The sequence below is a fragment of the Amycolatopsis sp. NPDC023774 genome (assembly GCF_040639695.1).
In the GTDB taxonomy this organism is placed as follows: Bacteria; Actinomycetota; Actinomycetes; order Mycobacteriales; family Pseudonocardiaceae; genus Amycolatopsis.
The window spans coordinates 336,701-356,058 of record NZ_JBFAAJ010000002.1; the positions used below are offsets into that span (position 1 = coordinate 336,701).

The following is a 19,358-nucleotide window of genomic DNA, read 5'->3' on the forward strand; positions in this document are numbered from 1 at the left end:
CATGACGGCGATCGCAGTGTCGGCCCGCCGGAGGCGGACGAGGATCCTGCCGGCCACCCCGCGGTACGTCGCGGGCCGGCTGGGCCAGGCCGTGCTCGCGCTGTTCGGCGTGACCACCATCGTGTTCTTCGCGCTGCGCCTCTCCGGCGACCCGGCGCGGCTGCTCGTGCCCGAGGGCGCCACGGCGGGCGACATCGAGCGGGTGCGCGAGCAGCTCGGACTGAGCGATTCCCTGTGGCACCAGTACCTTTCGTTTCTCGGCAACGCCGTGCGCGGGGACCTCGGGTACTCGTACGTGCAGAACCGGCCCGCGACGGCGCTGATCGCCGAGCGGCTGCCCTACACCGCCAACCTCGCGGTGGCCGCGCTCATCCTGTCGGTGGTGTTCGGCGTGGTGATCGGGGTCATCACGGCGCTCAAACGCGGCCGCTGGCAGGAACGCGTGCTGATGCCGATCGTCCTCATCGGACAGGCGATGCCCGCGTTCTGGACCGGGCTGCTGCTCGTGCTCGTGTTCTCGGTGGCGCTGCGCTGGCTGCCGTCCACCGGGTACGACGGACCGCTTTCCCTGCTGCTGCCCGCCGTCACGCTCGCCTCGCTTTCGGCGGCGGCGATCGCCCGCGTGACGCGCGGCGCGGTGCTGGAACAGCTGTCGCAGGACTACGTGCGCACCGCACGGGCCAAGGGCGCGAGCACCACGCGACTGGTGCTGCGCCACCTCGCCCGCAACAGCGCGATCCCGGTGCTCACGGTCGCCGCGCTGGAGCTGGCCAACCTGCTCGGCGGCGCGGTGGTGACCGAGGTGATCTTCGCGTGGCCGGGCATCGGCCAGCTGACGATCCAGTCGGTGTCGGCGCGTGACTTCCCGGTGGTGCAGGCGATCGTGCTGTTCGCCTCGGCGGTGTACATCGTGATCAACCTGCTCACGGACCTGTTCTACGGCGTGATCGACCGGCGCGTCGCCACCGGTGGCAACGGAGGTGCGGCGTGAAGCGGCGCGCGATCGTCATCCCCCTGGTCGTGCTGGCGATCTACGTGCTGGCCGCCGTGTTCGCGCCGCTGCTGGCGCCGTTCGACCCGGACAAGGTCACGCTCGCGCAGCGGCTGCTGCCCCCGGGCGCGCACCACTGGCTCGGCACCGACGCGCTCGGGCGCGACGTGGCATCCCGCGTCATCTACGGCACGCAGGTCTCGCTGCTCGTGGCGATCGGCGCCGTCGTGGCCGGCGGCGTCGTCGGCGTCGCACTTGGCGTGCTCGCGGGCTGGCGCGGCGGCTGGGTCGGTGCGGTGATCATGCGCGTGGTCGACATCGTGCTGTCTGTGCCGTTCTTCCTGCTGGCCATCCTCGTGGTCGCGGTGCTCGGGCCGAGCCTGCTCAACGTGGTGGTGTGCCTGGCGCTCGTGCGCTGGCCGCGCTACGCCCGCGTCGCCCACTCCGCGACGTTGCAGGCCCGCGGCCGCGGGTTCGTCCGCGCCGCCACGGCGACGGGCGCGCCCGCGTGGTGGATCGTGGTGCGCCACGTGCTGCCCGAGGTGCTGCCGGTGTCCATTGTGGTCGCCACGCTGGAGCTGGGCCTGATGGTGATCTACGAGGCCTCGCTGTCGTTCCTGGGCCTCGGCGTGCAGCCGCCCACCGCGTCGTGGGGCTCGATCCTCTCCGACGGCCAGCAGTACATCGCGTCGGCGTGGTGGCTCGCGACCTTCCCGGGCATCGCGTTGTTCCTGCTCGTGCTGGCCGTGAACCTGCTGGGCGACGCGGCGCGCGACCGACTGGACCCGGCGAAACGCGCCGAGCTGCCGCGCCCGCGGCTGCTGCGCAGGATGGCGAGGCAGACCGCATGATCCCCGACTACCGAGGCGAGTTCACCGGCAAGCGCGTGGTCATCACGGGCGCGGCCGGACTGATCGGCACGTGGACGGCCGAGGCGTTCCACGCCGAAGGCGCCGAGTTGTTGCTGTCCGACAACCGGTCCGAGCCGGTGCGGGAGCTGGCGAACCGGCTGGGCGCGCACGCGGCGGTGGCCGACTTGACCACCGGCGCCGGCGTCGACGAGCTGATCGCGGCGATCGACGAGCGCTGGCCGACGGCCGACATCCTCGTCAACAACGCCGGCATCTACCCGCGCACACCGGTTGCCACCACCGAGCGAAAGACGGTGGAGACGATCTTCGCCGTCAACGTCCTCGCGCCCTACCAGCTGGCGCGGCACGTGATCGCGACGATGACCGCGACCGGCACGCAGGGCTGCATCGTCAACCTGTCCTCCGGCGCGGCGAAACGGCCGACGCGCACCGGCGGCGTCTACTCCGCGAGCAAGGCGGCGCTGGAGATGCTCACCCGGTCGCTCGCCCTCGAGACGGGCGAATCCGGGATCCGCGTCAACAGCGTGGGCCCGGGCTTCGCGCCCGGAAGCGAGGTCAGCGAACTGCCCGAGGAGCACGTCGCCAAGATGCGCCGGGCGATCCCGCTCGGGCGCACGTCCGGGCCGGGCGACGCACCGTCGGCGATCCTCTGGCTGTGCTCCGGCGCCGCGTCGTTCGTCACCGGCACCACACTCGACGTCGACGGCGGCCGCACCGCCGGCGACTTCACCCCCTCGGCAGGTGCGTTGTGACCTACCCCTGGCCCGGCGGCGCCCGCGCGGCCGTGTGCTTCACCCTCGACTTCGACGGCGAATCACCCCACCTGTGGCGCACCCGGGAAAACCCGCCCGCCTCTGTCGGTGAGCTGGAGCAGCGGCGCTACGGGCCGCGGCGCGGGATCCACAACCTGCTGTCCATGATGGACAACCTGCACCTGCGGGCGACGGTCTTCGTGCCGGGCTGGATCGCCGACCGCTACCCGAAGCAGGTCGCCGAGGTCCACGCCCGCGGGCACGAGCTGGCCCTGCACGGCTGGTGCCACGAAGCGCCGACGGGCCTGACGCGCGACGAGCTGCGCCGCACGCTGGCCCGCGCCGCGGACACGCTCACCGCGATCACCGGCGAACGGCCGGTCGGCTACCGCTCCCCCAGCTGGGACATGACCACCGACGTGTTCGGAGTCCTGCACGAGCTCGGCCTGACCTACGACAGTTCGCTGATGGGCGACGACCGGCCCTACCTCGTCGACGACGTCGTGGAGGTCCCCGTCGACTGGGCCACCGACGACGCGCCCTACTACCGCTACGTCGGCGGGGATCCGCGGCCGCCCGCGACCACGCCGGAGGTGCTGGCCGGCTGGGCCGCCGAGATCGCGGCGGCCAGGAAGCTCGGGTCGTTGTGCATGGTCACCGTCCACCCGTGGCTGTCGGGCCGGCCCGCCCGCGTGGCCGCGCTGGAAGCGCTGCTCGCCTCCGTCGTCGCCGACGACGAGCTGACCACCGCATGCGCCGGGGAGCTCGCTGCGCACCACCGCGAGCACGCCGCCGGATTCGAAGTCCCCCTCGAAGAGTTGGGCAGGCCCGGTCATGACTGAGCTGCTGGAAATACAGGACCTGAAGGTGTCGTTCGGTGCCGGCCGGGAAGCCGTGCGCGGGGTCGACCTCGCCGTCGGCCGCGGCGAAACGCTCGCCGTGGTCGGGGAATCCGGCTGCGGCAAGAGCCTCACCGCGTTGTCGCTGCTCGGCCTCGAACCCGCCGCCGCGCAGGTGACGGGGTCGGCGACGCTGGGCGGCACGGAGCTCATCGGCCGCGGCGAACGCGAGCTGCGGCGCCTGCGCGGCACCCGCGCGGCGATGATCTTCCAGGACCCGATGAGCTCGCTGAACCCGACCACGCGGATCGGCACGCAGATCGCCGAGGTGCTGGCCATCCACACGCCGATGCGGCGCTCGGCCCGGCTGCGTCAGGCCGTGGAGCTCATGGAGTCCGTGGGCATCACCGACGCCGCGGCGCGAGCCCGGCAGATGCCGCACGAGCTGTCCGGCGGCATGCGCCAGCGCGTGATGATCTCGATCGCGCTGGCGGGCAGCCCCGAGCTGCTCATCGCGGACGAGCCCACCACGGCGCTCGACGTGACCGTGCAGGCCCAGGTCCTCGCGCTGCTGCGGGAACGCACGCGGGACACGGCGCTGCTGTTCATCACGCACGACATGGGTGTAGTCGCCGACATCGCCGACCGCGTCGCGGTGATGTACGCGGGGAAGGTCGTGGAGACCGGCACCGTGCGCGAGGTCCTCGAAACCCCGCGCCACCCCTACACCGCGGCATTGCTGCGCTCCGTGCCCGATCCCGACCGCCCGGCGGCCGGGGAACTGCCCACCATCCCCGGGCAGGTCCCCGCCGTCGGCGCGGTGCTCGAAGGCTGCCCGTTCCGCCCGCGCTGCGAACGCGCCGACGACACGTGCCGCACCGCACCCGCCCTCGACGACGGGGTCGCGTGCTTCCACCCGCACACCGGATCACAGCAGGAGGTCGCGTGATGACGGATCTCGTTGTCGCGGAAGGACTGGTGAAGCAGTACCCGGTCCGGGGCGGCACGGTCGCGGCCGTCGACGGCGTCGGCCTGCGCATCGAGCGCGGCACCACGCTGGCGCTCGTCGGCGAGTCCGGTTGCGGGAAGTCGACCACCGGGCGGCTGCTGCTCGCGCTGGAACGCCCCGACGAAGGCAGCGTCGAGGTCGCCGGGCAGGCGGTGCACTCGATCGGCAAGAAGCAGCTGCGCGAGCTGCGGCGCACGATGCAGCCGGTGTTCCAGGACCCGTACGACTCCCTCAACGGTCGCATGACCGTCGGGCAGATCGTCTCGGAACCCCTGCGCGTGCACCACTTCCGCGGTGATCTCGACGCGCGCGTGCGGGAGCTGCTCCAAGCCGTCACCCTCGCGCCGGAGCTCGCGCAGCGGTACCCGCACGAGCTCTCGGGCGGGCAGCGCCAGCGCGTGGCGATCGCGCGGGCCATCGCGCTCGACCCGGAGTTCCTCGTGTGCGACGAGCCGGTGTCCGCTTTGGACGTCTCGGTGCAGGCGCAGGTGGTGAACCTGTTGCGGCGCCTGCAGGACGAGCGCGGCATCACGTACCTGTTCATCAGCCACGACCTCGCGCTGGTGCGCCACCTGGCCCACCGCGTGGCCGTGATGTACCTCGGCCGGATCGTGGAGGAGGGCGAGACCGAGGAGCTGTTCGCCGATCCGCGCCACCCGTACACGCAGCTGCTGCTCGCCGCCGCGCCGCGGCCGCGCGTGCGCGACCACGAACGGCAGGAGCCGGTGGAGCAGTTCGGCGAGGCCACGAGTGCGCTGACGCACTCGGGCGGTTGCTCGTTCGCCCCGCGCTGCCCGCTGGCCACGGACCGGTGTCGCAGCGAGGATCCCGCACTGCGGCCGCTCGCGGACACGCGCGCCGCGGCGTGCCACTACGCCGAGACCGCGCGGGTCGGGGCCGCATGATCACTCGCGACGCGTACGGAATCCCTTCGGTGGTGGCGGAAACCGAGGACCAGGCGTGGTTCGAGCTCGGGCGCGCGGCCGCCGAGGACCGGCTGTGGCAGCTGGAGTACGACCGCCGCCGTGCGGCCGGCCGTTGGGCCGAGGTCGTGGGCGAGCCGGCCGTGCCCGCCGACCGGCTCGCACGCCGGCTGCGCCTGGCCGACGCCGCCGAGCGCGACCTGGCGGCCATGGACCCCGCCACGCTCGCGACGTTCGAGCACTACGCGGCGGGTGTCAACGCCCACGTCGCCGAGCACGGCACCGGCGTCGAGCACGAGCGTGGCGGCATCGGCTGGGAACCGTGGACGCCCCGCGACTCCTTGCTGATGTTCAAGATCCGCCACGTGCTGATGGGCGTGTGGCAGTACAAGATCGCCCGCGCCGTGCTGCGTGCGACAGCCGGCACCGAGGCGGCCGCGAAGCTGGACCCGCGGCCGTTGCCGGGCATGCGCGTGACGGTGCCGCCGCTGGGCCGGGTCGACGAGGCCCGCGCGAACCTGTTCGAGCAGGCCCGCGCCGACGTCGAGGCGGCGGCCGAGCACCTCGGGTTCCTGAGCGAGTCCGAGGGCGGGTCCAACGCGTGGGTCCTCGGCCCAAGTCGCACCGCGAGCGGGAAACCGTTGCTGGTCAACGACTCCCACCGCGCGCTGGACGTGCCCAACACCTACTGGCAGGCCCACGTGCGCTGCCCGGCGTTCACGGTGTCCGGCGCGACGTTCCCCGGGCTCCCGGGCTTCCCGCACTTCGGCCACAACGGGCGCGTCGGCTGGGCGATCACGAACGCCGCCGCCGACGCGCAGGATCTCTACGTGGAGCACTTCCGCGGCGAGCAGGTGCGCACGGCCGACGGCTGGGCGGACGCGTCCGTGCGCGACGAGGCCATCCGGGTCCGCGACGGCGAGGACCGCGTCGAACGCTGCTGGCTGACCCCGAACGGTCCCGTCGTGCACGGCGATCCGGCGAGTGGCGCGGCCCTGTCGCTGCGCTGGACGGCCACCGACGGCGCGTGCGAGCAGTTTGGCGTGCTGCGCCGGATGCTGCTCGCCGCGGGAGTGCCCGCGCTGCTCGACGCGCAGGACGGCTGGGTCGACCCGGTCAACAACCTCCTGGCCGCCGACGTCGACGGGCACCTCGGTTACCTGCTGCGCGGGCAGCTCCCGGCGCGCGGCAACCACGCGGCGACCCAGCTGCCGGTGCCCGGCTGGGAGCCCGCGCACCGCTGGCGCGGCCGCGTGCTGTTCGGCGAGATGCCGCGGACGGAGGACCCGCCGGAAGACCTCATCGTCACGTCGAACAACACGGTCACGGCCGCCACGCACCCGGTCATCTCCCACGCCGTCAACGACTCCTACCGCTCCGAGCGCATCCACGAACTGGCCGCCGCGGCCGGCCCTGCGACGGCCGGCGACATGCGCGCGTGGCAAGGCGACACGACGTCGGTCGCGGCCCGGCGCTGGGCGCAGCTGCTCGACGGGCGCGGCCCGTACGGTGCTTTTTCCGCAGACGCGGAAGCGGCCCGCGCCGCGATCGTGGCCGGCCAGGGGGAACTCGGACCGGACGAGACCACGGGGCTCGTGCACGCGTGCTTCCGCCGTGAGGTCGCCGCGCGCGTGCTCGACGCCGAGATCGGCGCGGACGCGCGGGCGTGGCTGATGAAGTGCGGGCTGCCGGGCATGCCGGTGGTGCTGCGCCGCTGGTTCGCGAGCCTGACCTGGCCGTGTGAGGACGGGTGGCCTGCCGAGCGCCTCGGCGACGACCTGCTCGCAGACGCACTGGCCGCGGCCTGGCGCCGCGTGGCGGAGACCGGCCTGCGGCCGTGGGGCGAGGTCCACCAGACCGCGGCGAAGCACCCGCTGCACCCCGTTGTCGGCGCGGAATTCGACCCGCCGGCCGTCGGCGTCGGCGGGGACAACGAGACGATCCAGAACGGCGCCTACGGCTGGGCTCCCGGCGGGCGGTTCGACATCACCAACCTGTCGGTCTACCGCCAGGTGCTCGATCTGGCCGATCTCGACGCCTCCGGCTGGGTGATTCCGGGCGGAGCGTCGGGCTTGCCCGGTTCGGCGCACTATTCTGACCAGCTGGTCGCGTGGCAGCGACACGAGCTCGTCCCGATGCACCCGCCCGCGACCACAGCGGACGCAACCACCACAGACGCAGCCACGATCGAGGAGCCTCGACCCGGTGACTGATCAGCCCCCCGAACCGGCCAGCCTGGTCCGCACCGCGTACCGGGCGATCCGCGAGGCCGTGCTGGATCGGCAGCTGCTGCCCGGCGAGCGGGTGACGGTGCGGCCGCTGACCGAGCGCCTCGGCATCTCGCCGACGCCGGTCAAGGCCGCGCTGGCCATCCTCGAACGCGAGGGGTTCCTCGTGGCCCGCCGGCACTCGGGGTACTTCGTGGCCGAGCTGACGGTCGCGGACATGCGCGACATCTACGAGTTGCGCTCCGCGGTGGACACCCTCGCCGCGCGGGACATCGCCCGCACGCAACCGGTCGAGCTGCTCGCCCGGCTGGCCGACCTCGTCGAGGGCCAGCACGCGGCCCTGGCCGCCGGCGACGTGCCGCGCTACGCCGAGCTCGACCGCGAGTTCCACGCCCTGATCTGGCAGGGTTCGGCCAACCGCCGCCTGCTGGCCATCGCCGACCTGCTCGGCGCGCAGCTGCAGCTGGGGCAGAACGTGACGATCACCGTGCCCGGCCGGCCCGAGGCGAGCCTCGACGAGCACGGGGAGATCCTGGACGCGCTGCGCTCCGGCGACACGGCGGCCGCGGAACAGGCGACGCGCCGGCACGTGGCCCAGGTCATCAGGGCGCTGGAGTCGGCGCTGCCTGAATAAACACTGCCCGAATGACAACTGCCGTCACAACGACACACGGAGGTGGAGCACGTGGACTTCGGGCTGACCGAAGACCAGGAAGCACTGCGCCGCGGCGCCCGCGAGCTGGCGGCGAAGTTCCCCGACGAGTACTGGGCGCGCTGCGACGCCGAGGGTGAGTTCCCGTGGGATTTCTACACCGCGTTCGCCGACGCGGGCTGGCTCGGCATCGCGATCCCCGAGGAGTACGGCGGCGGCGGGCTCGGCATCTTCGAAGCCGCGCTGCTCCTGGAAGAAGTCGCCGCGTCCGGCGCCGGGATGAACGGGTGCAGCACCATGCACCTCACGATCTTCGGCCTCAACACCATCGTGAAACACGGCAGCGCCGCCCTGCGGGAGGAGATCCTCCCCCGCGCGGCCGACGGCTCGTTGCACGTCTGCTTCGGCGTCACCGAACCCGACGCCGGCACCGACACCACGCGCATCCGCACCTTCGCCCGCCGCGAGGGAGACGGCTACGTGATCAACGGCCGCAAGGTCTGGATCACCAAGGCCGGCCAGTCGCAGAAGATGGTGCTCATCGCGCGCACCACCCCGCTCGAGGACGTCGCGCGGCCCACCGACGGCATGTCGTTGTTCCTCGTGGACGTCGATCTCGAAGCCATGACGCTGAACGCGATCCCGAAGATGGGCCGCAACGCGGTCAGCTCCTACGAGGTCGCGATCGACGACCTGCGCGTGCCCGCGTCGGCTCGCATCGGCGAGGAAGGCCAGGGCTTCCGCTACCTGCTCGACGGCCTGAACCCCGAACGCATCCTGCTCGCCCATGAAGCCCTCGGCCTCGGCCGCGCCGCCGTGGACCGCGCCGTGGCCTACGCGCGCGAGCGCATCGTGTTCGACCGGCCGATCGGGCAGAACCAGGGCATCGCCTTCCCCCTCGCCGAAGCCCAGACCCGCCTCGACGCCGCCGCGCTCATGGCCCGCAACGCCGCCTGGCGCTACGACCAGGGCCTGTCGTGCGGGCGCGAGGCCAACATGGCCAAGTGGCTCTGCGCCGACGCGGGGTTCCAGGCCGCCGACCGCGCGATGCAGACCCTCGGCGGCATGGGCTACGCGAAGGAGTACCACGTCGAGCGGTACTTCCGCGAGGCCCGCCTGCTGCGGATCGCGCCGGTGAGCCAGGAGATGGTGCTGAACTACGTCTCCACCCACGTGCTCGGGCTGCCCAAGTCGTACTGAGACCGACCCGCCGAGGCGGTCCCACCCGGGGAATGCCGGGTGGGACCGCTTCGGTTTTCCTGGCCGCGCCTAGATCTTCGGCAAGGCCACGTCGTTCACCGTGGCCGTGCCCGCCATCACCTTCACCTGCCGGAACTGCGGCTGGTACCCGTTGGCGGCGACGGTGACCATCAGCGGGTTGTAGCCCTTGTCCAGCCACAGCCGGTAGTGGCCCTGCGCGTCGGTCTTGAGGGTGTACGAGACCTGCCCGCACACTCCATTGTGGACCATCGTGCAGACCTGCACCGTGGCGTCGGACACCGGGGCGCCCGACGCGGCGTCGGTGACCGTGCCCGAAAGCTCACCCCAGGCTTTGGGGGCCGCGGCCTGCAGCGTGACGGGCAGGGCCGCCACCGCGTAGGGCGAGTCGGTGTCGAGCGCGATCGTCGCCGTGTACTTGCCGGGCTGCGTGACCTTGCCGGAGTCGACGGTCACCGCGACCTTCGCGGTGGCGCCGGGTGCGAGATCCAGCTCGGTGCTGCCTTCGGAGAGCCAGCCGGCGTCGTCGTCACCGCACTGGTCGTAGCCCGGCAGCATCGCCGTGGTGCGCAGCGCCGGCACGAACGAACCGACCTGGTAGAGCGCACACGCCCCGCGCCCGCCGCCGTAGTACTCCTGCGGCAGGTCCGGCAGCGACGACCACTTGTCGCTCACCGGGTCGTACTCGATGGTGTGCGCGGTCTCGCCGGCCTGGGAGACGACCGAGCCGGTGCCGGTTTCGCCACCGGCGAGCTGCAGGCGGCCGTTCGCCCCGCTGTAGGCCATCTGGGAGACCTCGTACGGCGCGTCGGCCACCTTCGTCCACGCGGCGCTGCCCGGCTTGAACACGTAGGTCGACTTGATGTTCGTGACGCCACCGACGTACCCGCCGGCGCACACGATCTCACCGTGGATACCGGCGCAGGCCGCGTCGCTCTCGGCCTCCGGGTAGTCGGGCAGTGCCGACCAGGCGTTGCGCACCGGGTCGTAGACGAACGCCGTCTTCACCGGGTCCTTGCCGCACACGCTCGCGCAGCCGCCGACCACGTACAGCTTCCCGCCGAGCGTGGCGGCGGTGCCGCCATAGACCTTCGCCGGCAGATCTGCCAGCCGCGACCAGGTGTTCGTCTGCGGGTGGTAGGCGTACGTCGTGGACAGGACGCCGGGCATCCCGGCCCCGCCGACGACGTACAGCGAACCGTTCAGGAACGCCGCCGCACCACGCATCACCGGCTCCGGCATGTCCGCGATCGGCGACCACGCGGCGGTGACCGGGTCGTACACGTAGCTGCGGGCCGAGGGCGAGAGCATGTGCATGGGCATGCCGCCCGCGCTGTAGATCTTGCCCTGGTAACCGCCGAGTGCGCTTTCGTAGGTGAACTCCGGGACGTTCGCGAGCGGCTGCCAGCCGGCCGCCGCCGACGGGTCGACCCCGGTGAATCCAGTGACGTGCTCGCCGAGCGACACGTGCACCGGTGCCGTGCCGGTGTTGGTGAGGTTCACCGTCTGGTTCGCGACCTGGCCCATCGTCTTGCTCACGGCCAGCGCGGTCGAACCGACCGCCAGCTGCCCGGCCTTGAGCTTGACGTCCAGGCGGGCCACGGAGTTCAGGCCGGTTGTCGTCGACAGCGCCGGTGACGAGTAGCGCGGCAGGCTCGCCGTGTACTGGTGCGCACCGGTGGTGTCGAACAGCTCGTAGAAACCGTCCGCCAGCGCGGCGTCGTCGGGCGTGGGCGAGCTGACCGCGGAGCGGGCCGCGGCGGAAGAGTCGGCCACCGTGACGTCGTTGAGTGGCCGGCCGTTGTTGGCGTCGGTGACCACACCGGCGACCAGGCCGCCGTCGCCGGCCGTGCACGAACCGACGACCACGTCGTCGAGCTCCGCGAGCGAGTTCCCGGCACCCTGGAAGTGGAACCGCACGCGCACGGAGTCCTTGCCCGCGGCCTGCGGCAGCGGGATGGACACCTGCGTTTGCACAAGGTCGGTGGTGTGGTGTGCCAGCGGGCTCCATGTGGCACCGCCGTCGAGCGACAGATCGGCGTCGAACGCACTGTTCCCGTCCGGCACGTACACGCCGCCGAATGACAGCACCGGGGCGTCGTCGCCGGTCAGATCGAGGACTGGCGAGAGGAACGTGGTGTCCTCCGCCTTGCCGTCGCGGGTGATCGGGCTGGCGAGCGCGTAGTTGCCGCTGCTGATGAAGTTGAACAGCTCGATGCCGTTGTCGAACGTCCAGCCCGTCGAGGCGGGGTCGACGTTCGTCACGGTCCACCCGTCCTTCGGGGTGGTGCCGAGCCAGCCGTCGAAGTGCGTCAGCGCGGCGTGGCCGTAGCCGAGCGCGCTGCACGCCTTCGGGTCCGCGGCGGCCGTGAAGTTTTGCCGCACGCCCGAATCGGTGACGCTCACCTGCTTGTCGATCGGCTGGTAACCGGGCTGCACCGCCGAGACGTGCAGCTGGTAGGCGGCGCCCTGCGGCAGGTCGACGCTGTACTTGCCGGAGAACGGGTCGGTGTAGATCGCGCCGCCGGGGTAGCCGTCGACGGTGATCTTCGCGTACAGCGGCCAGCCGTGGCCGGAGCCGTCGGTCACGGTGCCCGACACGGCCTGCGTGGCGATCTTGGTGACGGCGTAGTCGGAGGTCGCGGCCTGACCGTCCACGATGGACAGTTCACTGCTGCCGTTCTCGTAACCGAAGCGCGTGACCGCGACCTGATAGGAGTCGGCGGCCACAGCCAGGTGGTAGGCGCCCTGGGCGTCGGTCGTGGCGTGGTAGACGTTGCCGGTGCCCTTGCCGGTGGCGGTCACCGTGGCGCCGGCGATCGGCGTGCCCGCGGTGTCACGGACATGGCCGGCCACCGTGCCTTGGGGGGTGTAGGCGAGGGTGGCGACGCCGTGGGGCGAGCCGAGGCCGGTCGGGCCGTCCCAGCCCGGCCCGGCGGTGCACAGCACCCCGCCGCACGAGCCGTTGGTGCCCTCGGTGACGTCGTAGAGGTCGTTGCCGTGGTTGAAGTAGGCGTAGGTCGCGGGGTTCGTGCCCGGCCGTGGGTCGCCGGCGAGGGCGAACATCGAGGCGATCAGCGGCGACGACAGGCTTGTGCCGCCCACCTGGCCCCAGCCGCCGGACTTGCCGGAGTCGTAGATCGCGAAGCCGCTCGCCGGGTCGGCGACGGCGGAGACGTCGGCGATGGCGCGGTTCGCGCAGCCGGTGGCGAGCTCCTGCTGGTACTCGGGCTTCGGCTCGTACGGGGAGCAGCCGGAGCCGGCGTCGGACCAGGCCTGCTCGCTCCAGCCGCGCGGGTTCGCCGGGTCGCGGTAGAGGTTCGTGCCGCCGGCGGCGACCACGTTCGGGTTCGCGGCGGGCCAGTCCTGCAGGCCGTAGGCGTGGTCACCGGTCGAGGCGACCATCGCGACGCCCGGCACGGTGTAGTGGGAGTCGAGCGTGCCCTGTTCGGGGTCCTCCCCGTCGATGCCGTAGGAGTTGGAGATGAACTTCGCGCCCAGGCGCACGGCGGTGTCCACGCCGACCACGATGTCGTACGGGCTCGTGGAAGCGCCCTCAACGACCAGGATATGGCAGGCGGGGCAGGCAGCCGAGACAGCGTCGAGGTCGAGTGCGGTCTCCTGCGCCCAGCCGTCGTCGTCGGCCGGGTAGTTCACGCCGCCGGTCTGGTCCACCTTCCGGAAGCAGCCGTTGTCCGTGGTGCACGGCGGGAGGCCGTACTGCGCGCGGTACACGGCGAGATCGGCCTCGGCGTGGGAGTCGCCGAGCGCGTCGATGATGGCGACGGTCTTGCCCGCGCCGCCGTCGGGGAGGTCGTAGGCGGCTTTGATGTCGGCCGGGCCGAGCGAGTCCGGCAGCGGGCCGGTGTTGCTGGTCAGCGGGCGCAGGTCCGTGCCCGCCTTGAACAGCGAGTTGCACGTGACGGTGTGCGGCTTCGGCTTGGCGGGGTTGCAGCCGGTCGGGGCGTAGAGCGCCTTGGGCGCCTTCGCGGCGGACTTGCCGGTGGCGGTCCGGGTCGCCGTGTCGGCGGCGACGGGCTTCGCGTCACCGGAGGTGTGGGCCGCGTCGAGCACCGCCTGCCCGGCGGTGACCAGTGCGTTCGCGGACGGTTGCGGTTGTGTCGTGGCGGGTTGGGTGGTGCCGACGACCAGCGCAAGGCCGGCCAGCACCGGGAGGATGAGCGCCAGCAGGCGCACCCGGGGGACTCTCAAGAGATGACCTTTCCGTTCGCCCGGGCAGTCACAGGGGTTCGTACCCCGCGGGCAGGTCGCGCCTGCCTTCGTCGGCTGCCCGGTCGGACCGTGCGCCGGGCGCCGGTGCGGCGTCGGCGGGATCCGCGGTGGAGGGGTGGGGATCGGTTCCCGCGCCGGGCCTGGGTGCCACGGTGCCGTCCACCGGACGGTCATCGCCGGGTCTCGTCGCGTTCACCGGCGAAGTATCGGGGCGCGCGCGCTCCGTTTGCGATTGGGCGGATGACCTAATCTCGCGCCGGTGCCGGCTTAGTCCACGGTTGGTTCAGTCCGCCGTCGCCGGGGTGATGCCGGCCTGGGTGGCGCTGACCGCGAGCGCCGTACGGGAGGACACGCGGTGTTTGCGCATCGCGGAGTTCAGCTGGGCCGCCACGGTTTTCGGGGAGCGGGACAGGGCCTGGGCGATCTCCGGGTTCGTGAGGCCCGTCAGCAGGAGCCGCACGACTTCCAGCTCGCGCGGGGACAGCTGGTCGCCGTAGCCGCGGCGGCCGCCACGCCACACGGCGGCGCCGGGGAGGTGGGCGCGGACCCGGGAGGCGGCGGTGGCGGCGCCCAAGGCGACGCAGTCGGCGAGCACCGATTCCAGCTGTTCCCACGCAGCAGCCCTCGAACCGCCGGCCAGCAGACACAGCGCCGCGCGTTCGCGGGCAAGCAGCGCGTCGTACGGCCGCGGCAGCGCGGCCCACGCCGCAGCGGCATCGGCCCACCCCCGTGCGGCGCCGGTGTGGTCGCCCGCGGCCTCGGTGAGCACCGCCCGGCACCAGTGGACCGCGCCCGTCTCGCCGGGGTAGCCCGCGGCGAACTCGGCCGCCACGGCCGAGGCCTCGGGGACCCGCCCGGCCGCGACCAGCGCTTCCACCCGCACCGGCGCCAGGTCCGCCGCCCACAGCCAGATCTGCTTGCGCGCCACCACGGACATCGGGTCCTCGGTGACCGCCAGCGCCGGCTGCGGGTGCCCGGCCGCGAGGTGCAGCCGGGCCAGCGCTGCGGCCGGCTCGAGCGGCATGTCGACAATCCCGCGTTGCCGGGCGGCGTCGAGCACCAGCGTCAGCTTGCGCTCGACCTCGGCCTCGCTGCCGGGCTCGGTGGCCGACTGCAGCAGCGCGCCTACCAACGTCGTGTCCAGCTGGATCAGCGGTTCCTCCGCGAGATCCGCGAACTCCGCGACCCGGGAGGCCAGCCCGTGCCACGAACCGGTCAGCCAGTCGAGCCGGATCAACGTCGCGAGCCCCATGTCGCGCAACCGCTGCAACCCCTGCCGCTCGGCCAGCTCGACGGACCGGGTCAGCTTGGCGCGCGCGTCGGCGTAGCGGCCCCAGTGCAATCCGGCGTCGCCGTAGTTGAGCAGGCCCCGGGTGATCTGCAGCGGGTCGTGGGTGTCGTCCGCGGGCAGGGTGTCCGCGACCGTCCAGCCGGCTTCGTCGCCCATCTCGAGCAGGGCCGTCGCACGGTCGACGGTGAACGACAGCCGCTCGCCCTCCGGGACGGCCGAACGCACGACGGCGTCGGCGCGGTCGAGCCATTCGCGGTGCGCCTGTACGGGCCACGACGCTCCGGCGGGCCGGCCGAGCACGGACATCGCCTGCGCCGCGGCGGCCGGGTTGTCCGCCAGATCGGGGATCGCACGGGCGATTTCGGCGGCACCTTCGGCGTAGTCGCCGGCGTGCATCAGCAACCGGCCCAGCTGGCTGCGGATCTCCGCGCTCTCGCGCCGGTCGAGCACAGCGCTGTCGAGCACCCCCCGCACCGTACGCACGAGGTCGACCCGGCCGAGGTAGCCGGTGAACGCGAACAGCGGCGTCTTGCGCGTAAGCCGCGCCACGGCCGTCGGCGGCAGCGCGGGCGAGGCGAGCAGGCCGTGGAGGAAGGCCACGGCGGTGTGGTGGTCACCGGACGCGAGCGCGAGATCCGCCGCGCGCTCCGCGTACTCGCACCACTTCTCCGTCTCCCCCGCTTCGCGGAAGTGGTGCGCCAGTACGGCGACCGGCGCCGGGTCCCACGCCGACAGCGCCTTGCCCGAACGCCGGTGCAGCTCGCGTCGTTCGCGCCCGCCGATGCCGTCGTACACGGCCTTCGCGGCCAGTAGGTGCCGGAAGCCGAGGCGCCCGCGTTCGTCCTCGACGAGCAGACCGCTGCGCGCTGCCTCGTCGATCGCCGGGTCCGTGCGCTGGTGCGGCAGCCCGCAGACCTCGACGACGTCGCGTTCGGCAGCGGGGGTCGCGAGCACCGCGCACGCCCGCAGCACCGCCTGGGCGTCGGGCGTGAGCCGCACGAGACGTTCGGCCAGCGCGTCGCGGATCGTCGGCGGCACGGCGATCTCGGTGAGCGAACGCCGGATCCACTCGCCGCCCTGGCGGATGAGGTCGGCGCGGTCGCGCAGCAGCCGGACGGATTCCTCGAGCGCGAACGGGATCCCGTCGGTGTGCCGGTGCAGGAACCGCGCGAACGGCTCCGAGACGCGCTCGTCACCCAGCATGGACGAGACCAGCTGCGCGGTCTGCGCCACGTCGAGCGCACCGAGGGTGATGCGCGGGTAGCGCGAGGAAAGCCGCAGCAGCAGGCTGTCGTCGCCGACCTCGTCGGGCCGGTAGGTGAGCACGAGCCCCGGCCGCGGCTCCTGCCGGGCGGTGAGGAAGAGCAGGAACTCCAGCGTGGTCTCGTCGGCCCAGTGCACGTCTTCGACCACGAGCACGTCGACGTCGATGCGGTCGAGCAGCTCGGCCAGCGCGCGCAGCAGCCGGTGCCGGGCCGCGCCCGCGTCGGCCAGCGCCTCCGGCGCCGGCGGCAGGTCCCACTCGGGGAACAGCGGCCGCAGCGTGCCGGCCAGCGGGCTCAACCGCAGGCCGGCGACGCCGGGGCGGGCCTGGCGGAGCGCGTCGACGATCGGGCCGAGGGTGAGGGCCTCCCGCAGCGGCGGGCAGCGCGCGACGAGCACGCCGGGCTCCGGCAGCAGCTCCCGCACGAGCCGGCTCTTGCCGATGCCCGCCTCGCCCGAGACCAGCACCACGCCCGGCGGCGACGCGAGCGCGGCGGCGAGGCGGGTCAGCGCGTCGTCACGACCGATGAGCCGGGGCGTGCCGACCGTGGGGAGGTCACGCGCGTCCGCTGCCACGTGTACTCCCGCTCGCCTCGCCGATCACCGCTGGATTCTCGGCACGTCGGCCCGCGCGGGCAAGCGATCCGGACCGTGATTCACACTGCTGTCACACGTTTCCGACAAAAACCGACACGGCGCGCGCAAGTGGCGCAGCGCCGTCTGCCGATCGGCGCAACCGTCCGATGTGGACCGGTCAGGGCGACGGCGAGATCTCCGCGGAGTCGCTGAGCCGCAGCTTGCGCCGCGCCCGCTGGAAGAACGTGGTGCGGCCCAGCCGCACGACGCGGGCCGCGCTCGGGCGGGCGCACAGTTCGATGCGCTCGCCCGGCTGCACGTAGCCCTCGACGATCCCGTCGACCTCCACCGCCAGCCGGCCGCTGTTGGACAGCACTTCGAGCGCCAGGGTGTCGTGGACCGAGAGCACCACGCCGCGGCCGTACGCGGAGTGCGGCGCGGCCGGCGTGACCAGCAGTGCCTCCACGGCCGGGCTCGTGATCGGCCCACCGGCGGAGAAGCTGTAGGCCGTGGAGCCGGTGGGCGTCGCGACGATGACCGCGTCGGCCGCGTAGCTCACGAACTGCTCTTCGTTCACGCGCACCGCGACCAGCGCCCCGCCGTCGCCGGGCACGCGGACCACGGCGACGTCGTTGAACGCCGTCACGGTCCGGCCGCCGATCACCGCGTCGACCGCCAGCCGCGGCTCGACGGTGAACTTGTGCTCGTCGATCATCGACAACGCGCCGGGCAGGTCCGGCACGTCGACCTCGGCCAGGAAGCCGAGCTTGCCCAGGTTCACGCCCAGCACGGGGGCGCGCTGCCCGTCGGCCAGCCGCATGGCGCGCAGCATCGTGCCGTCGCCGCCGAGGCTCACCAGCAGGTCGGACTGGGTGGCGAGCTCTTCCGCCGACACCCCCACCGCCTTGCAGTCCAGGCGCACGATCTCTTCGGCGATGCCGAGGATCTTGATCCCGCGGTTCGCGGCCCACCCGAGGACGGCCTCGACCGCCGGGGCGGAGTCCCGCTTCGGGTGCAGTACCAGTCCGGCCGAGTGCACGTCAGCGCGCTACCGGTTGGAAAAGCGCTGCCGGTACGAAAAGCATTGCCGGTCCGGGGTGCACTGCCTGTTCGGGAAGCATGGGCCAAGTCTGCCCGGATCAGACGGCTTTGGCGAGCCCCGCCTAAGCTGGGCGTTCGTGATCGAGAGTGCGCGCGGCGCGGCCGCCAACTGGGCGGGGAACCTCACCTACGGCGCTCGCGAGGTGCTGACCCCGCGGACGCTGGACGAGGCCCGCGAGCTCGTCGCCTCCGCGAGGAGGATCAAGGCGCTCGGCAGCCGCCACAGCTTCAGCGACGTGGCCGACAGCCCCGGTGGGGTGCAGCTGGATCTTTCGCGTGTGTCCGGTTCGCCGTCGCTGGACACTCGCGCTGCCGCCGTGACCGTCGGGGGGTCGGTCCGCTACGGCGACCTCGTGACCCACCTGCACAACGCCGGCTTCGCCCTGGAGAACCTCGCGTCGCTGCCGCACATCACCGTGGCCGGCAGCGTCGCCACCGGGACCCACGGCTCGGGCGAGCGCCACCCCGGCCTGGCGGCGGCCGTGTCCGCGCTGGAGTTGCTGACCGCCGACGGCTCGCTGCTGACCTTCGCCCGCGCCGACGCCGACTTCGCCGGTGCCGTCGTCGGCGTCGGCGCCCTCGGCGTGGTGACTCGGCTGACGCTCGACCTGGTCCCGTCCTTCACCGTGCGCCAGGACGTGTTCGACAACCTGCCGTGGTCCGCCGCTGTCGAGCACTTCGACGAGATCCAGGCGGCCGGGTACAGCGTCAGCCTGTTCACGAACTGGGCCCGCGACGTCGTCGACCAGGTCTGGCTGAAGAACCGCACCGCGGCCGAGGCCGCGGGATCGCCGCCCGCCGCCGCCTCGGGCTCCCTGACCGACGCTGTCCCGGCTTCGCTGTTCGGTGGCGTCCCCGCCGACGGTCCCCGCCACCCCGCCCACGCCGCCGGCGTGCCGGCCGGCAACACCACCGCCCAGCTCGGCGCCCCCGGCCCCTGGTACGACCGCCTGCCCCACTTCCGCCTCGGCTTCACCCCGAGCGTCGGCGCCGAACTCCAGACCGAGTACTTCGTGCCCCGCGCCGCCGCCCCCGCTGCCTTCGAGGCCCTGCGCGGCATCGGCCACCGCATCGCGCCGCTGCTCCTGGTGTCCGAAATCCGCACCGTCGCCGCCGACGACCTCTGGCTCAGCCCCTCCTCGGGCCGCGAGAGCGTGGCGATCCACTTCACCTGGCTCCCCCGCCAGCCCGAGGTCGAGGCCCTCCTGCCGACCATCGAGTCCACCCTCGCCCCCTTCGCCCCCCGCCCCCACTGGGGCAAGCTCTTCCACGGCGAGGCACTCGACCTGGCCTACCCGCGATCGGCCGACTTCCGCTCGCTGGCGGCCCGCCTGGACCCCGCGGGGAAGTTCCGCAACCCGTTCCTGGACCGGCACGTCTTCGGCAGCTGACACCGGCGAACGCGCGCAT

Annotated in this window: 13 protein-coding genes; 10 read left to right on the top strand and 3 right to left on the bottom strand. The window is 72.8% G+C overall.

What is annotated here, in order from left to right; genetic code table 11:
• Position 1 precedes the first annotated feature (1 nt).
• The 9 genes from AB0F91_RS07630 to AB0F91_RS07670 are packed head-to-tail and all read left to right on the top strand — an operon-like array spanning position 2 to position 9,466.
• The gene (locus AB0F91_RS07630; RefSeq protein WP_360595688.1) at positions 2–991 is read left to right on the top strand and encodes an ABC transporter permease; all 990 of its coding nucleotides are present in this window, start codon (positions 2–4) and stop codon (positions 989–991) included.
• The gene (locus tag AB0F91_RS07635) at positions 988–1,842 is read left to right on the top strand and encodes an ABC transporter permease (RefSeq protein ID WP_360595689.1); all 855 of its coding nucleotides are present in this window, start codon (positions 988–990) and stop codon (positions 1,840–1,842) included. Before AB0F91_RS07630 ends, AB0F91_RS07635 begins: the two co-directional genes overlap by 4 nt.
• A complete protein-coding gene (locus AB0F91_RS07640; RefSeq protein ID WP_360595691.1) occupies positions 1,839–2,615 on the top strand; it encodes an SDR family oxidoreductase in 777 nt (258 codons plus the stop codon). The genes AB0F91_RS07635 and AB0F91_RS07640 overlap by 4 nt, the downstream gene beginning before the upstream one ends.
• Positions 2,612–3,457, top strand: a complete 846-nt coding sequence (locus AB0F91_RS07645; protein WP_360595693.1) for a polysaccharide deacetylase family protein — start codon at positions 2,612–2,614, stop codon at positions 3,455–3,457. Before AB0F91_RS07640 ends, AB0F91_RS07645 begins: the two co-directional genes overlap by 4 nt.
• Entirely contained in the window at positions 3,450–4,403 is a 954-nt protein-coding gene (locus tag AB0F91_RS07650; protein WP_360595694.1) for an ABC transporter ATP-binding protein, read from the top strand. The genes AB0F91_RS07645 and AB0F91_RS07650 overlap by 8 nt, the downstream gene beginning before the upstream one ends.
• Complete coding sequence (locus AB0F91_RS07655; RefSeq protein ID WP_360595695.1) at positions 4,403–5,368, top strand: oligopeptide/dipeptide ABC transporter ATP-binding protein; 966 nt, start codon at positions 4,403–4,405, stop codon at positions 5,366–5,368. The genes AB0F91_RS07650 and AB0F91_RS07655 overlap by 1 nt, the downstream gene beginning before the upstream one ends.
• Positions 5,365–7,599, top strand: a complete 2,235-nt coding sequence (locus AB0F91_RS07660; RefSeq protein ID WP_360595697.1) for a penicillin acylase family protein — start codon at positions 5,365–5,367, stop codon at positions 7,597–7,599. The genes AB0F91_RS07655 and AB0F91_RS07660 overlap by 4 nt, the downstream gene beginning before the upstream one ends.
• Positions 7,592–8,248 carry a GntR family transcriptional regulator gene (locus tag AB0F91_RS07665; RefSeq protein WP_360595699.1) on the top strand — a complete coding sequence of 219 codons (657 nt, stop codon included), beginning with the start codon at positions 7,592–7,594 and terminating at the stop codon, positions 8,246–8,248. The genes AB0F91_RS07660 and AB0F91_RS07665 overlap by 8 nt, the downstream gene beginning before the upstream one ends.
• Positions 8,249–8,299: 51 nt before the next feature.
• Complete coding sequence (locus tag AB0F91_RS07670; protein ID WP_360595700.1) at positions 8,300–9,466, top strand: acyl-CoA dehydrogenase family protein; 1,167 nt, start codon at positions 8,300–8,302, stop codon at positions 9,464–9,466.
• Positions 9,467–9,535: 69 nt separating this feature from the next.
• Here the strand turns inward: AB0F91_RS07670 and AB0F91_RS07675 are convergent, their stop codons facing one another.
• The 3 genes from AB0F91_RS07675 to AB0F91_RS07685 form a co-directional block, all read right to left on the bottom strand.
• Positions 9,536–13,696, bottom strand: a complete 4,161-nt coding sequence (locus AB0F91_RS07675; protein ID WP_360595702.1) for a carboxypeptidase regulatory-like domain-containing protein — start codon at positions 13,694–13,696, stop codon at positions 9,536–9,538.
• Positions 13,697–14,000: 304 nt separating this feature from the next.
• A complete protein-coding gene (locus tag AB0F91_RS07680) occupies positions 14,001–16,847 on the bottom strand; it encodes an AAA family ATPase (protein WP_360595704.1) in 2,847 nt (948 codons plus the stop codon).
• Between the two features lie 178 nt (positions 16,848–17,025).
• Positions 17,026–17,886, bottom strand: coding sequence for an NAD(+)/NADH kinase (locus tag AB0F91_RS07685; protein ID WP_360595705.1), 861 nt, complete (start codon positions 17,884–17,886; stop codon positions 17,026–17,028).
• Between the two features lie 139 nt (positions 17,887–18,025).
• On the opposite strand from AB0F91_RS07685, the gene AB0F91_RS07690 reads away from it, so the two are divergent.
• A complete protein-coding gene (locus tag AB0F91_RS07690; RefSeq protein WP_360595706.1) occupies positions 18,026–19,339 on the top strand; it encodes an FAD-binding protein in 1,314 nt (437 codons plus the stop codon).
• The last annotated feature ends 19 nt before the right edge of the window (positions 19,340–19,358 follow it).